This is a genomic window from Bradyrhizobium diazoefficiens, assembly GCF_016616235.1.
Taxonomy (GTDB): Bacteria; Pseudomonadota; Alphaproteobacteria; order Rhizobiales; family Xanthobacteraceae; genus Bradyrhizobium; species Bradyrhizobium diazoefficiens_H.
This window is the reverse complement of the sequence record NZ_CP067100.1, coordinates 4638324-4651554: the sequence shown is the minus strand read 5'-3', so window position 1 is coordinate 4651554 and position 13231 is coordinate 4638324. Positions and strand designations below refer to the sequence as shown.

General features: G+C 64.2%; 15 protein-coding genes and 1 pseudogene. 9 read left to right on the top strand and 7 right to left on the bottom strand.

Annotation, left to right across the window (positions count from 1 at the left end; all coding sequences use genetic code 11):
- Positions 1–92: 92 nt before the first annotated feature.
- Both JJB99_RS22250 and JJB99_RS22245 read left to right on the top strand, forming a co-directional pair.
- Entirely contained in the window at positions 93–515 is a 423-nt protein-coding gene (locus JJB99_RS22250; RefSeq protein ID WP_200494452.1) for an MAPEG family protein, read from the top strand.
- A gap of 34 nt (positions 516–549) precedes the next feature.
- Positions 550–1851 (top strand): RsmB/NOP family class I SAM-dependent RNA methyltransferase, encoded by a 1302-nt coding sequence (locus JJB99_RS22245; RefSeq protein WP_200494451.1) that lies wholly within the window; start codon positions 550–552, stop codon positions 1849–1851.
- Between the two features lie 217 nt (positions 1852–2068).
- On the opposite strand, the gene JJB99_RS22240 is transcribed toward JJB99_RS22245, so the two are convergent.
- The 3 genes from JJB99_RS22240 to JJB99_RS22230 form a co-directional block, all read right to left on the bottom strand.
- Complete coding sequence (locus JJB99_RS22240; RefSeq protein WP_008141931.1) at positions 2069–2278, bottom strand: cold-shock protein; 210 nt, start codon at positions 2276–2278, stop codon at positions 2069–2071.
- Between the two features lie 269 nt (positions 2279–2547).
- Positions 2548–2880, bottom strand: a complete 333-nt coding sequence (locus JJB99_RS22235; RefSeq protein ID WP_200494450.1) for a DHCW motif cupin fold protein — start codon at positions 2878–2880, stop codon at positions 2548–2550.
- A gap of 59 nt (positions 2881–2939) precedes the next feature.
- The gene (locus JJB99_RS22230; RefSeq protein WP_200494449.1) at positions 2940–4196 is read right to left on the bottom strand and encodes an MFS transporter; all 1257 of its coding nucleotides are present in this window, start codon (positions 4194–4196) and stop codon (positions 2940–2942) included.
- A 99-nt stretch (positions 4197–4295) separates the two neighbouring features.
- Between JJB99_RS22230 and JJB99_RS22225 the strand changes: the two genes are divergently transcribed.
- On the top strand, positions 4296–4748 hold the full coding sequence (locus tag JJB99_RS22225) for a winged helix-turn-helix transcriptional regulator (protein ID WP_200494448.1): 453 nt from the start codon (positions 4296–4298) through the stop codon (positions 4746–4748).
- A gap of 22 nt (positions 4749–4770) precedes the next feature.
- Here JJB99_RS22225 and JJB99_RS22220 read toward each other — a convergent pair whose 3' ends face one another.
- Positions 4771–5142 (bottom strand): nuclear transport factor 2 family protein, encoded by a 372-nt coding sequence (locus tag JJB99_RS22220; protein ID WP_200500246.1) that lies wholly within the window; start codon positions 5140–5142, stop codon positions 4771–4773.
- Positions 5143–5305: 163 nt separating this feature from the next.
- Between JJB99_RS22220 and guaA the strand changes: the two genes are divergently transcribed.
- Positions 5306–6904, top strand: coding sequence for a glutamine-hydrolyzing GMP synthase (gene guaA / locus JJB99_RS22215; protein WP_200494447.1), 1599 nt, complete (start codon positions 5306–5308; stop codon positions 6902–6904).
- Positions 6905–6932: 28 nt separating this feature from the next.
- On the opposite strand, the gene JJB99_RS22210 is transcribed toward guaA, so the two are convergent.
- Positions 6933–7547 carry a hypothetical protein gene (locus JJB99_RS22210; RefSeq protein ID WP_200494446.1) on the bottom strand — a complete coding sequence of 205 codons (615 nt, stop codon included), beginning with the start codon at positions 7545–7547 and terminating at the stop codon, positions 6933–6935.
- 164 nt (positions 7548–7711) lie between these two features.
- On the opposite strand from JJB99_RS22210, the pseudogene JJB99_RS22205 reads away from it, so the two are divergent.
- From JJB99_RS22205 to JJB99_RS22190, 4 genes and pseudogenes are all read left to right on the top strand, one after another.
- A pseudogene (locus JJB99_RS22205) lies at positions 7712–8365 on the top strand (serine hydrolase domain-containing protein); the annotation flags it as partial.
- Between the two features lie 198 nt (positions 8366–8563).
- Entirely contained in the window at positions 8564–9445 is an 882-nt protein-coding gene (locus JJB99_RS22200) for an AraC family transcriptional regulator (RefSeq protein WP_200494445.1), read from the top strand.
- A 143-nt stretch (positions 9446–9588) separates the two neighbouring features.
- Positions 9589–10251: an SRPBCC family protein gene (locus JJB99_RS22195; protein ID WP_200494444.1), complete on the top strand. Its 663-nt coding sequence runs from the start codon at positions 9589–9591 to the stop codon at positions 10249–10251.
- On the top strand, positions 10251–10613 hold the full coding sequence (locus tag JJB99_RS22190; RefSeq protein WP_200494443.1) for an ArsR/SmtB family transcription factor: 363 nt from the start codon (positions 10251–10253) through the stop codon (positions 10611–10613). The genes JJB99_RS22195 and JJB99_RS22190 overlap by 1 nt, the downstream gene beginning before the upstream one ends.
- A 29-nt stretch (positions 10614–10642) precedes the next feature.
- Here JJB99_RS22190 and JJB99_RS22185 read toward each other — a convergent pair whose 3' ends face one another.
- Complete coding sequence (locus JJB99_RS22185) at positions 10643–11143, bottom strand: peptide deformylase (protein ID WP_200494442.1); 501 nt, start codon at positions 11141–11143, stop codon at positions 10643–10645.
- A 16-nt stretch (positions 11144–11159) separates the two neighbouring features.
- Entirely contained in the window at positions 11160–11621 is a 462-nt protein-coding gene (locus JJB99_RS22180) for a cupin domain-containing protein (protein ID WP_200494441.1), read from the bottom strand.
- A gap of 367 nt (positions 11622–11988) precedes the next feature.
- Here JJB99_RS22180 and JJB99_RS22175 point away from each other — a divergent pair, with 367 nt between their 5' ends.
- Positions 11989–13209 (top strand): MFS transporter, encoded by a 1221-nt coding sequence (locus tag JJB99_RS22175; RefSeq protein WP_200494440.1) that lies wholly within the window; start codon positions 11989–11991, stop codon positions 13207–13209.
- Positions 13210–13231: the final 22 nt, after the last annotated feature.

Sequence of the window (13231 nt, the reverse complement as noted above, 5' to 3'; positions counted from 1 at the left end):
AATCGGGAACAGCGGTTCAACTCGCTGATTGTCAGCAACAGAAGTCGCGGCTAATGACGGTCCGCGGCCCTCCGCTCTACGGGAAAGTTCCGATGTCCATCCAAATGGTCCTGCTGCCTGTGTTCGTGCAGGTCGGCCTTACCTTCGCACTTCTGATCGGCATGGTCTTCGCCCGCCGCAAGGCGCTGGTCTCGGGCGAGACCAAGATCCGCGACATTGCGCTCGGCGAGCCGAACTGGCCCACGGGCGCCACACAAATCGCCAATTGCTACCGCAACCAGTTCGAGCTGCCGGTGCTGCTCTACATCCTGATCGCGCTGGCGCTGCCTTTGCGCCATGCCGATCTCTTCATCGTGCTGATGTCCTGGGTGTTCGTGGTGACGCGCTTTGTCCATGCCGGGGTTTTCGTCTCCTCGAACGATCTCGGCCGGCGCTCCACGATCTGGCTGGCCGGCGTGTTGGTGCTGCTGGCGATGTGGATCTATTTCGCACTCAAAATGCTGTTGCTGATCTGACTCTTAGGAGTCCGATTTCATCTGAAAGATTCAAATGACTCCCGCCGCCCGGCTGTCCGCAGCCATCGAACTGATCGACACTATCGAGAAAGACCGCGTGCCCGCGGCCAAGGCGCTGAAGGAGTGGGGCACCGCGCACCGCTTTGCCGGTTCCGGCGACCGCGCCGCGATCGCCGGCCTCGTCTGGGACGTGCTGCGCCGCTATGCCTCGAGCGCCTTTCTGATGGACGCGGACACCGCGCGTGCCAGGCTGATCGGCATGCTCCGCCTCGAGCGCGACATGGACGTGGCGACGATGGCTGCGATGTTCGATGGCAGTCGGTTTGCGCCGGCGCCGCTGACCGAGGCCGAGCAGGCGGCGTTGGCCTCGCGGTCCCTGAAGGATGCGCCGGCTGCGGTGGCCGGCGATTATCCCGAATGGCTCGACCCGCATTTGGCAAAGGTGTTCGGCGAGGACCGCGCCGCGGAGGCCGCCGCGATGGCGAGCCGGGCCCCGCTCGATCTGCGCGTCAACACGCTAAAATCCAATCGCGACAAGGTGCTGCGCGCGCTGGCTCATCTTCACCCAAAGCCTGCGCCGTGGTCGGCAACGGGCCTGCGCATCGAGCTTTCGGCCGATGCGCGCAACCCCGGCATCCAGGCGGAAGAGGATTTCATCAAGGGCGGCGTTGAAGTTCAGGATGAGGGATCGCAGCTTGCGGCCCAGTTCACCGCGGCAAAACCCGGCGAACAGGTGATCGATCTCTGCGCCGGCGCTGGCGGCAAGACGCTGGCGCTCGCCGCCCTGATGCAGGGCAAGGGCCGGCTGATCGCGACCGACCGCGACAAGCGCCAGCTCGCCCCGATCCATGAACGGCTGTCGCGCGCCGGCGTCCACAATGCTGATGTCCGCACTCCCAAGGGCGAGGCCGATCCGCTCTCCGACATCCACGCCTCGGCCGATCTCGTCGTGATCGACGCGCCCTGCACGGGAACCGGAACCTGGCGCCGCAACCCCGACGCCAAATGGCGCATGCGCCCCGGTGCGCTGGAGATCCGCCTGCGCGACCAGGCCGAGGTGCTCGCGCGCGCGGTTCCCCTGGTGAAGCCCGGTGGTCGCATCGCCTACATCACCTGTTCGGTGCTGGCGGAAGAGAACGGCGAGCAGGTGAGAGCGTTCGTGGCGCGCCACCCGGAATTCTCGGTGGTGCCGCCGGAGCAGACCGCCGGCGTGCTCTGGGACAAGGCCGAGGCCTTTGCGGACGCCGCGCTGCAATCGGCGGAGGGTTGGCTGATGACGCCGCGGCGGACGGGCACGGACGGGTTCTTCGTGTCGGTGCTGCGGAAGATGGGCTAACCAGACATCGCCGTCATTTCGGGGCGGCACGAAGGGCGAGCCCAGAATCCATCGCGCGGCAGCCTCTGCGGTTCCACGGATTCCGGGCTCTCGCTTCGCGAACCCCGGAATGACAACGGCCAAAAAACAAAAGCCCCGCAGACCGGATCCCGGTCGCGGGGCCTTCTTTTTCTAGCGTTCTGCCGGTACGTCCGCGGTCAGAACGGTGCGCTGGCGATTAGCCGACGCGGAGATTGTCAGCCGAGGACTTGCCGCTGCGACGATCGGCGACGATGTCGAACGAGACCTTCTGACCCTCGTTGAGGGAGGAGAGGCCAGCGCGCTCGACGGCGCTGATGTGCACGAACACGTCCTTCTGGCCGTCGTCCGGCTGGATGAAACCATAACCCTTTTGGGTGTTGAACCACTTCACGGTGCCCATAGCCATGGGGAATTTCCTTCAGTTAGTTAGAGACAGTACGCACGCGGACCGGTACGCACCACTGCGCCCATAGTCCCTGATGAGTCGATGTTTTGGAGAAGTCATCTGAAGCGTGCGCGCCTGTCTTAGACGAGGCGAAGCGGCCCAGTCGTTCGGCCAAGTATCGATGATCACAATATAGCGAGAATTTGGGGCCAGTTCAAGGCACCACCCGTCGTTCGGCACGTCGCGCCGTTTTGCTATTTTGCGGTGCAACTTGGCCAGCCTCGCGCCTCTCAATCGACGATGAAGAGCGTTGCCCCCACCGCCGTCGAGGACCGGTGCGCGGCATCGCCAAAGTCCGAGACCTGGTAGCTCATTCCGGCCGTCAGCTTGAACTTGCGCCCGTCGCGCAGCTCGGAATCGAGCTCGCCCTTCAGCACGTAGAGCACGTGGCCGCGGTCGCACCAGTGATCGGCGAGATAGCCCGGCGAATATTCGACCATCCGCACGCGCAAGTCTCCGATATTGAGCGTCCGCCATTTGGCTTCGCCGGTCTCGCCCGGGTGCACGGTGGCCTCGACCTTGCTCCAGTCGGTGACGGTGAAGGGGGAGGTCGGAAGTTTCATGGGGGGGGCCTGTCTCGGTGCTGGCGGCGCCTTGTTACCGGATGGTTTCGCCGCAGTCGTCATCTTTGAGCGTGCGTCGGTGCGCAATCGGCCGGCACCTCAATCCTGCTTGCGATGACGACCCAGACCAACAGGGCGGCGGCACTGATTCCGGCGCCCAGCATGCAGACACCGCTCCAGCCGGCCATAGCATACACCATCGTCGATGCGATGCCGCCAACCGCGCTGCCGATCGAGTAGAACACCATGTAGCCCCCGACCAGCCGGCTTGCCGCATCGGGGCGCGCCGCTACGATCAGGCTCTGGCTGGTCACATGCACCGCCTGGAGCCCGAGATCCAGCATGATCACTCCGGCGAGGACGAACCAGAGCGAGGTGTGCAGGCAGGCGATCGCGGCCCAGGCGGTCAGCATCAACAGCAGCGACAGACCGGTGGTGCGCTGGGCCCATCCGAGATCGGCAAGCGGCCCGGCATTGCGCGCCGCGAGTGCTCCGGCGAATCCGGCGATCCCGAGCAGTCCGATCGCGGTGTGCGACAGTGCGAAAGGCGGCGCCGAGAGCGGGAGCACGATCGAGGTCCAGAACACGTTGAGATCAGCGAAGATCAGAAACGCAAACAGCGCGCGCTCCCGCAGGATCGATTCCTCGACGAACAGCGCCGCCGTCGAGCGCAACAGCGACAAATACGACGAGCCCGCCATCGTGGGTTGCAGTCCGCGGGGCAGGGCACGCAGCAGCAATAGAGCCATCGCGAGCATGAGGCCCGCCGAAACCAGATAGACCGTCCGCCAGCCGCCGATATCGGCCAGCGCGCCCGAGGCGGCCCGTGCCAGCAGGATCCCGCCGACGACACCGCTGGTGACGGTCCCGATGGCGCGGCCGCGGCCGTCCGGGGTCGCGAGCGTCGCGGCAAAGGCAACGAGGACCTGAACGACCACGGCAAGTACGCCGACCAGCGTCAGTCCGATGAGCAGCACCGCGGCATGTGATGCAGTGCCGACGATCACGAGACCGACTGCCGACAGTGCGATCTGGCCGGCGATCAGGCGGCGCCGATCCCGAAGATCGCCGAGCGGTACGATCAGGATCAGGCCGAGCGCGTAGCCGATCTGCGTGAATGTCACCACCATGCCGATCGCGGCGGGCGCGATGTCGAGGTCCTGCGCCATGGCATCGAGCAGCGGCTGCGCGAAGTAGATGTTGGCGACGCTCAGGCCGCAGGTCAGCGCGAATAACAGCGCCATCGGGGGAGAGAGCCCGTGCCCGATCACGTCATCGGCTTTTAGCCCCGGGGTCGCTGTATCGTCCCTTGTCATTGTCGTCTCCGGCGCATTTTCAACTAGTCCTAAAATAAGACCAGTTGCGTCAGATGCTGTCTAGTCTTATTTTAGGACCAGTTGAACGGGGGATGGCGAATGAAGCGGACCGGTTTTTCCGAGGCTGAATGCCCGGTGGCGCGCGCGCTGGACGCAATCGGCGACTGGTGGTCGCTCCTGATCGTGCGCGACGCCTTCGACGGGGTCCGCCGGTTCGGCGATTTCCAGAAGAACCTCGGCATTGCCAAGAGCATGCTCAGCGCGCGTCTGCACAAGCTGGTGGAGCTCGACGTGCTCGAGCTGCTTCCAGCCTCGGATGGAAGCGCTTATCAGGAATACGCGTTGACGAAACGGGGACGGGATCTGTTTCCTGTCATCGTCGGTTTGCGCCAATGGGGCGAGGCACATCTTTACAGGCGCGGCGAGGCGCATTCGGACTTGGTGGACGAGACAGGCCAGCCGGTCGGGCAGCTCGTGCTGCCGTCGCGGACTGGTCGGCCGCTGACGTGGTCGGATACGAAGGTCCGGAAAGCCGGCGCGCGCAAGCGCTGATGTCGCTCGCCGCTCACTGAGGTCAGTGCGGCAGATGGTTCGCCGATCCCTGCACGATCAGCCCGGCGTCGTTCACCCGGAGATATTCGCAGATCCGCTTGCCCCGCTCGTTCTCGTAGAACACCACGACGCTGTCCGGGCTGACGAATAGATCGATCAGCGTGAAATGCAGGTTCGGGATCAGCCCGAGCGCCTTGCCCCAATAGGCGCGCAAACTCTCCTTGCCGCGCACGGTGCCGCTGGCGTCGAATCCCAGGAGCGGGATGCGGTCCGAGGTCATCACGGCGGCCTCCTCATAGAGCGCGAGCACGCGCTCGAGATCGTGCGCGTTCCAGGCTTCGACCCAGGTCCGGCCCAGCGCGGCAAGCGTTGCGGGTTGATGATGCTGTGACATGGCGTTCTCCGACATGGCGTCCTCCCTGATCGGCCCCCTCTTGTTGGCGAGTCATATTAGGTCAATAATGCTTACCTATTTCCATTTGTCCATGCCCAAAGAAGCATGTGGGCGCGCGAGCCGCGCGGTTGCGGGCCGTCGCGCCGTCGCGTATCTGCTTGCCATGACAGCAGCACAGAACGACCGCTCCGCGTCGACGCCCTCGGTGGCCTCGGCGCACGACAAGATTCTCATCGTCGACTTCGGCAGCCAGGTGACGCAGCTGATCGCGCGTCGCGTCCGCGAGGACGGCGTCTATTGCGAGATCGTCCCCTTCAACAAGGCCGAAACCGCCTTTAACGAGATGAAGCCGAAGGCGGTGATCCTCTCCGGCGGTCCCGAATCGGTACATGAAGCCGGCTCGCCGCGCGCGCCGCAGGCGATCTTCGATTCAGGCGTGCCGGTGATGGGCATCTGCTACGGCCAGATGACCATGGCGGCCCAGCTCGGCGGCGAGGTCGAGGGCGGCCATCACCGCGAATTCGGCCGCGCCGACGTCGAGGTGAAGGCGCCGAGCCAGCTGTTCGAGGACGTCTGGTCGCCGGGCGGCAAGAACCAAGTGTGGATGAGCCATGGCGACCGGATCACCAGGATGCCGCCGGGCTTCTCCGTCGCCGGCACCTCGCCGAACGCGCCCTTCGCGATCATCCAGGACGAGACGCGCAAATATTACGGCCTGATGTTCCATCCCGAAGTGGTGCACACGCCCGACGGCGCGAAACTCATCCGCAACTTCGTGCGCAAGATCGCCGGCCTCTCAGGCGACTGGACCATGCGCGCCTTCCGCGAGGAGGAGATCGCAAAAATCCGCCAGCAGGTCGGCAGTCGCAAGGTGATCTGCGGCCTCTCTGGCGGCGTAGATTCAGCTGTCGCGGCCGTGCTGATCCACGAAGCGATCGGCGACCAGCTCACTTGCGTGTTCGTCGATCACGGCCTGCTGCGTCTCGACGAAGCCAAGACCGTGGTCGACCTGTTCCGCCACCACTACAACATCCCGCTCGTGCACGTGGATGCCTCAAAACAGTTTTTGGGCGAGCTCGAAGGCGTTACCGATCCTGAAACCAAGCGCAAGACCATCGGCCGCCTCTTCATCGAGGTGTTCGAGGCTGAAGCCAAGAAGATCGGCGGCGCCGACTTCCTGGCACAAGGTACGCTGTATCCCGATGTGATCGAGAGCGTCTCCTTCACCGGCGGCCCTTCGGTGACGATCAAGTCGCACCACAATGTCGGCGGACTGCCCGAGCGCATGAACATGAAACTTGTCGAGCCCCTGCGCGAGCTGTTCAAGGACGAGGTCCGCAAGCTAGGGCGCGAGCTTGGCCTCCCCGAAATCTTCGTCGGCCGCCACCCATTCCCGGGCCCGGGCCTCGCCATCCGCTGCCCCGGCGAGATCACCCGCGACAAGCTCGACATCCTGCGGAAAGCGGACGCCGTCTACATCGACCAGATCCGCAAGCACGGCCTCTACGATGAGATCTGGCAGGCCTTTGCGGTGCTGCTCCCGGTCAAGACGGTCGGCGTCATGGGCGATGGCCGCACTTACGATTATGTGGTCGGCCTGCGCGCCGTCACCTCCACTGACGGCATGACCGCGGACTTCTACCAGTTCGACATGAAGTTCCTGGGCGAGACCGCCACGCGCATCATCAACGAGGTGAAGGGCGTGAACCGGGTGGTGTACGACGTGACGAGCAAGCCGCCAGGGACGATTGAGTGGGAGTGAACTCTCTCATTGTGCATGGACTTGCATGTTAACTTCGCAGGTAAGCTTGGTAGTGATCGTCGCGGCTTAAATCGATTTGCCCCGATAGGCCGTCGAACCATAGTGATAAAGCATCGGCCGAGCAGTAAAGACGGCCAAGGTCCCAACACCTTGGTGCTATTTTGATTGGTCTACCGTCTGGTTCGCTAGAATAGCGGAACGTTATCGACTGAGGATCAACCGAAGCCAATTCGGAGATGCAGGCCAGAGCGAAGTCAGACACGTAACTTGTCTCATCGTCTAAATCGTGAGCTGTTTCTCGAAAAGCCGTTAGTAGCACGCCAAGATCATGCCCCGCCCGTCTGGGGACCAGGCCGCCAGCATACTGAATGTGCCATTTCAGCGCGACTTCGATTGCGTGACGAAGATTAAACAAGGCTGGGAAAATCAGGCCGCGAGCTTCCTGCGGCTCTTGCAATGCCGCCTCTAGCAGGATTTGGCTTGCGCGAAAGTAGCCCTCCCAGATGCGACAGGTTCGCCAAGAGCCATCGAATGTGAATTCTACTCCCTTAGATTCGTCCTGCGCAGGCGCGATCAAGCTAGTGTCGGGATCGTTCAGGAAAGCTTCGCAATTCATTGTCTCCACCTCTTCGCGCTTGGGCATCTTCGGTTCCCCTTAATGTTTGGCAAAATGGTGAGCCAAGTCGTGGATGCGACGACGAGGTTTCGGAGAGCATCTTGCGTCTGCCGTGCTATCTCGCAAGGGGGAGCCATGCGCGAAATCCGGCTCTCGTGGAAACGGCCATCGATAGGCGTCCGAAGCTCGATGTGTGGGACCTGCGGCTCGCCAACGGCATGGCGCCGATCCCGCCGGATTATGACGGCCCGACCAATATTTTCGATTTCCTCGTCGCGCAGAAGAAGCAGGGCGAGCATGGCAAGGCGTTTGCCTACAAGACCGTCAACACCGACGTGCTGGCCTGGATCATCAGGCGCGCCAGCGGCATGACGCTATCGGACCTGCTCTCCGAGCGCATCTGGCAGCCGATGGGCGCGGAGGACGACGCGCATTATCACGTCGACCGTATCGGCACCGAGAGCGGCGGCGGCCTGTCGACCACGCTTCGCGATCTCGCCCGCTTCGGCGAGACCATGCGCAATCACGGCCGCTTCAACGGCCGCCAGATCGTGCTTGAACCGTGGTTGAGGACGTCGCGCGCGGCGGCGATCCCGAAAAGTTCAAGCCGGCCGGCTACACCGCCTTGCCCGGCGCATCCTACCGCAATCAATGGTGGGTCACGCACAATGCCCATGGTGCCTATGGCGCGCGGCGTCCACGGCCAGCGCATCTACATCGATCCCAAGTGCGAAATGGTGATCGCGCGCTACGCCTCGCACCCGGTCGCGGGCAACGTCGCCAACGATCCCGTGACGCTGCCGGCCTATATGGCGCTGGCGAAGGAGCTGATGGCGGGCGGGTAGGCTGTGCCATACACGCGCTGTCATCGCCCGATTTAATCGGGCGATCCAGTATTCCAGAGAAGATCGTGATTGAACCGAGCGGCCGCGGCGTACTGGGTCGCCCGGTCGAGCCGGGCGACGACAGGTGCCAAACCGCAAGATCGGTCGAGCATCCCACCGCCATCCGCGCCTAACTGCATCCGCCACGGAGCAAGAACGATGACGGCGGCGCTGCAAAACTATCGGGAGCGGATGCGGCGGGTGCTGGACCATATCGACCGGCATCTCGACGCTGATCTGGACCTGGACAGTTTGAGTGCTGTTGCAGCCTTCTCGAAGTTTCATTTCCACCGGCAGTTTACGGCGACCTTCGGGCTGTCCGTGCTTCGCTATGTCCAGCTCGCCCGTCTGAAGCGCGCTTCGCACAGGCTTGCCTACATCGACGCCCAAAGCGTCACGGAGATCGCGATGGATGCCGGTTACGACGCACCGGACGCCTTCGCCCGCGCCTTTCGGCAACGGTTCGGGCAATCGCCGTCGTCGTTCCGCAACTCTCCCGACTGGGAGCCGTGGCTTGCGGCCTTCGGGCCACTCGACAATGCGAGGAGCAAGCTCATGCAGAGAACTTTCACCACCAACGACGTCACCATCCGCGATGTGCCACCCACGAAAGTGGCGATCATGGAGCATCGCGGCGACCCGGCAACGCTTCCCGCCACCATTCAGCGGTTCATCGCGTGGCGCAGGGCAGCGAACCTGCACCCCAGCACAAGCCCGACCTTCAACGTCTGGCGGTCCGAGCGGCGCCCCTCGCGGCCCGCCGATTACAGCGTGGACCTCTGCGTCGGCACCGATCAGCCGATCGCAGCGAATGGCGAAGCGATCAAGGCCGGCGAGATCCCCGGCGGGCGCTGCGCCGTGCTGCGCGTCATCGGCTACACCGATAATCTGGAGCCCGCCGCGCTCTATCTTTACCGCGACTGGCTCCCGGCCAGCGGCGAGGAGACGCGCGACTTCCCGATCTATTGCCAGCGGCTGAGCTTCTTCCCGGAGGTGCCGGAGCACGAGGCGATCGCGGAGCTGTTCCTGCCGTTGAAGTAGCGCGAGGGGTAGGGCGGATTGGCCGGGCTGCGCGAAACGCAGTTCGCCCGGCGTAATTCGCCTCACGAATCCCGTTTATATCAGGATTGACTTATATTAGCATAAGCCGATATTAATCCTGGCAAATGGCAAGGAGGCTCGCAATGGAGATCGACGTCGCCAGGGTCTTGGGGCTCGTCACGCGTTCGGTTCGCAATTTCGAGAAAGACGGCAAGGCGGCGAGTGCAGTGACGCTCACGCGGCTGTACGACACCAGCGTCGACGATCTCTGGGACGCCGTGACGAGCCGGGAGCGCATTCCGCGCTGGTTCCTGCCGGTGGAGGGAGGCCTCGAGCTCGGCGGCAAGTACCAGCTCAAGGGCAATGCCGGCGGCACCATCACGGCCTGCACGCCGCCGACCCATTTTGCCGCGACCTGGGAATTCGGCGGCGCGGTGAGCTGGATCGACGTCACGCTGGCGGGGGAGAGAGACGAGGCGCGTCTGACGCTGGAGCACACCGCGATCATCGAGGATCACTGGAATCAGTTCGGTCCGGGCGCGGTGGGGATCGGCTGGGACCTCGCCCTTGCGGGGCTCGAACGATATGTTGTCACCGGGGCATCGGTGGACCATGAGACGGCCGAGGCATGGATGGGCTCTCCAGCCGGCAAGGACTTCATGACGACGTCAGGCGAACATTGGCGCGCGGCGCATGTCGCGAGTGGGATCGATCCGACTGAGGCGCAGCAGCGCTCGGACCGCACCATCGCCTTCTATCGCGGTGAGATGCCGCCTGACACAGCCCATCCGGGCACAGGCAGCTGATGCACGCCTTCGAGGTCCTCGCCGATCCCGTGCGCCGCCGCATCCTCGAGCTGCTGGTATCAGGCGAAATGGCGTCCGGCGAAGTCGTCGAGGCGATCGGATCCGAGTTCGGGATCACCCAGGCGGCCGTGTCGCAGCACCTCAAGGTGCTGCGCGAGAGCGGCTTTGCCAGCGTCCGCGCCGAGGCGCAACGGCGGCTCTATTCGGTCGATATTGCCGGCCTTCGGGCGGTCGATGCATGGATCGGTCAGTTCCGCAATTTCTGGGAGCCGAAGCTCGATGCGCTGGCGACCGAGATCGCCCGCGGCAAACGGGAGCGCCGCAACGCGCCGGTGACGAAACGGAGCGGGAAGAGGGCGTGAGCGTGATCAGGCGCGCAGGTAGATTGGTCCTACGAGCCCCGCGACATCTTCTCATACTTCTTCACCAGCCGCTCCCGCTTGAGCCGCGACAGCCGCTGGATCCAGAACCTGCCGTCGAGCTGGTCGATCTCGTGCTGGTGACAGACGGCGAGCAAGCCGTCGGACTCCTCGCTGTGCATGTTGCCGTCAAGGTCCTGATAGCTGATCCGCACCCGCGCGTGGCGCTGCACCTCGTCACTGACGCCGGGCATCGAAACGCTGCCTTCGCGGTGCATGAGCATCTCGGGCGAGGCCCACGCGATCTCGGGATTGACATAGGTGCGCGCGCCATCCTTGGCGTCGAGCTCGAGCACGACGACGCGCAGGGGCACGCCGATATGCGGCGCGGTGATGCCGATGCCGGGCGCGGCGCGCATCGTGTCGCGCAGGTCCGCCGCAAGCTCGCGCAAGCCGTGGTCGAAGGCCGTGACGGGGCGAGCCGGCATCTGGAGACGGCGGTCGGGATAGCGGATGATGGGGCGGATTGTCATGGTGCAAATTTGCTGTTCACTCGCCCGAATACGGCGTGCCGTCCTTGTGCAGGAATCTTCCATCGGCGGCCGGGCTCATCATATCGACGTCCGAACAGGTGATGAGGTCATCCCGTGAGCGCGAGCCGACCTCGAGATAGACGGCAACCGCATCCGAGCGGTTGATCATGTGATGGCCGTTGCCGCTGCCTTTCGGGAACGCGGCGCAGTCGCCCGCGCGCAGCACAGTTTCGCCGTCGTCCTCGATCAGCACCACTTCACCCTCGAGCACATAGACGAATTCGTCCTCGTGCGAATGCCAGTGCCGCTGGCTCGACCAATTGCCCGGCGGCAGGCGCATCAGGTTGACACCGAAATCGGACAGGCCCCCGGCATTGCCGAGCCGCTTGCGGATACGATCGGCGCAAGGGGCATCGAAGGGCGCGGGATAGCCCGAGCCCTTGCGCTCGGGAACGGCGGCGACGTCGATCTTTGGCATGTGAAGGGTCCGTCCAAAATCAGCGGATTGAACGCGCAACCGCTCGGCGAGCGTGCGCCGTGGTCGGCGGGCGTCCAAACGGGATGCGGCTATGCTGGCGGGATGATGACATCATGCCGGTGTTTTGCCCGACGTGTCAAATTGCGGCCTGGCATCTCAAGGTGGCGGCATCGCAATTGATACGGCCTCGTAAGTCATTGATCCCGCTGGGCCCGTCTACTGTGCATGGGGTTGTTTTCGAGATTTGATGTGCGAGCCCAAAAAAATCACGAGGCAAGGGAACCCCCTCGCAAAAAACCACGCTACGCTGTCGGCCCGCACGGTTCCCATTCGTCTTCCACCCAGACAGACCTGACGGGAGACCAAAATGAACGCTTCTTCCTATCGCTGGGTGATCGTCGCCGCCGGCGGCCTGCTCGGCTGTGTCGCGATCGGCGGCATGTTCTCGCTGCCGGTGTTCCTGCAGCCGATCGCAAAGGACACCGGCTGGTCGGTGACCGGTATCTCCAGCGCGATGACGATCGGCTTTCTGGCGATGGCCTGCACCAGCATGGCCTGGGGTACGCTGACGGACAAGTTCGGACCGCTGCCGGTGGTGCTGACGGGGTCGACCGTGCTGGCGCTCAGCCTGTTCGCGGCGAGCCACGCGACGTCACTGATCGCGTTCCAGTTCGTCTTCGGCCTTCTGGTCGGCGCCTCCTGCGCGGCGATCTTCGCGCCGATGATGGCGACCGTCACCGGCTGGTTCGAAACCCACCGCAGCCTTGCCGTGTCGCTGGTCTCGGTCGGCATGGGCATGGCGCCGATGACGATGTCGCCGCTGGCCGCCTGGCTCGTTTCCAGCCACGACTGGCGCACCTCGATGCAGATCGTGGCGCTCGTGGTCGGCGCCATCATGATCCCGGTCTCGCTGCTGGTGCGCCGTCCGCCCGCGCTCGCTAACGCGGCGGCTGCGCCATCGGGCGAGGGCGCGCCGCAAGCCGAAATGTCGATGAGCGAGGCGCTGCGCTCGCCGCAATTCCTGATCCTGATCGCGACCAATTTCTTCTGCTGCGCCACTCATTCCGGCCCGATCATCCACACTGTGTCCTATGCCGTGAGCTGCGGCATCCCGCTGATCGCGGCGGTGACGATCTACAGCGTCGAAGGTTTTGCCGGCATGGGCGGCCGCATCGCCTTCGGCCTGATGGGCGATCGCTTCGGCGCCAAGCGCGTGCTGGTCTCGGGCCTGCTGCTCCAGGCGTTCGGCGCGCTCGCTTACGCCTTCGCGCATCAACTTACGACGTTCTATGCGGTCGGTGCCGTCTTCGGCTTCATCTATGCCGGCACGATGCCGCTCTATGCCGTGCTGGTGCGCGAAAACTTTCCGCTGCGTATGATGGGCACGGTGATCGGCGGCACCGCGATGGCCGGCAGCCTCGGCATGGCGACCGGCCCGCTCGCCGGCGGCCTGATCTACGACGCGTTTTCCAGCTACGCTTGGCTCTACATCGTCTCCTGGGCGATGGGCCTCGGCGCTTTCCTGATGGCGATGACGTTCCGGCCTTTTGCCAAGCCGCAAGGGCAGGTGGCGCCGGCCGCGGCGTGAGTGCCCGGCCCGAGGCGCAGCG

Bases quoted from the DNA above. Each gene is read 5' to 3' on its own strand.
- JJB99_RS22245 (WP_200494451.1), top strand. From the start codon at position 550: ATGACTCCCGCCGCCCGGCTGTCCGCAGCCATCGAACTGATCGACACT.
- JJB99_RS22220 (WP_200500246.1), bottom strand. From the start codon at position 5,142: ATGTCACAGCATCATCAACCCGCAACGCTTGCCGCGCTGGGCCGGACC.
- JJB99_RS22185 (WP_200494442.1), bottom strand. From the start codon at position 11,143: ATGACAATCCGCCCCATCATCCGCTATCCCGACCGCCGTCTCCAGATG.
- JJB99_RS22190 (WP_200494443.1), top strand. From the start codon at position 10,251: ATGCACGCCTTCGAGGTCCTCGCCGATCCCGTGCGCCGCCGCATCCTC.
- JJB99_RS22175 (WP_200494440.1), top strand. From the start codon at position 11,989: ATGAACGCTTCTTCCTATCGCTGGGTGATCGTCGCCGCCGGCGGCCTG.
- JJB99_RS22180 (WP_200494441.1), bottom strand. From the start codon at position 11,621: ATGCCAAAGATCGACGTCGCCGCCGTTCCCGAGCGCAAGGGCTCGGGC.
- JJB99_RS22210 (WP_200494446.1), bottom strand. From the start codon at position 7,547: ATGCCCAAGCGCGAAGAGGTGGAGACAATGAATTGCGAAGCTTTCCTG.
- JJB99_RS22240 (WP_008141931.1), bottom strand. From the start codon at position 2,278: ATGGCTATGGGCACCGTGAAGTGGTTCAACACCCAAAAGGGTTATGGT.
- JJB99_RS22200 (WP_200494445.1), top strand. From the start codon at position 8,564: ATGACGGCGGCGCTGCAAAACTATCGGGAGCGGATGCGGCGGGTGCTG.
- JJB99_RS22230 (WP_200494449.1), bottom strand. From the start codon at position 4,196: ATGACAAGGGACGATACAGCGACCCCGGGGCTAAAAGCCGATGACGTG.
- JJB99_RS22195 (WP_200494444.1), top strand. From the start codon at position 9,589: ATGGAGATCGACGTCGCCAGGGTCTTGGGGCTCGTCACGCGTTCGGTT.
- JJB99_RS22250 (WP_200494452.1), top strand. From the start codon at position 93: ATGTCCATCCAAATGGTCCTGCTGCCTGTGTTCGTGCAGGTCGGCCTT.
- JJB99_RS22225 (WP_200494448.1), top strand. From the start codon at position 4,296: ATGAAGCGGACCGGTTTTTCCGAGGCTGAATGCCCGGTGGCGCGCGCG.
- JJB99_RS22235 (WP_200494450.1), bottom strand. From the start codon at position 2,880: ATGAAACTTCCGACCTCCCCCTTCACCGTCACCGACTGGAGCAAGGTC.
- guaA (WP_200494447.1), top strand. From the start codon at position 5,306: ATGACAGCAGCACAGAACGACCGCTCCGCGTCGACGCCCTCGGTGGCC.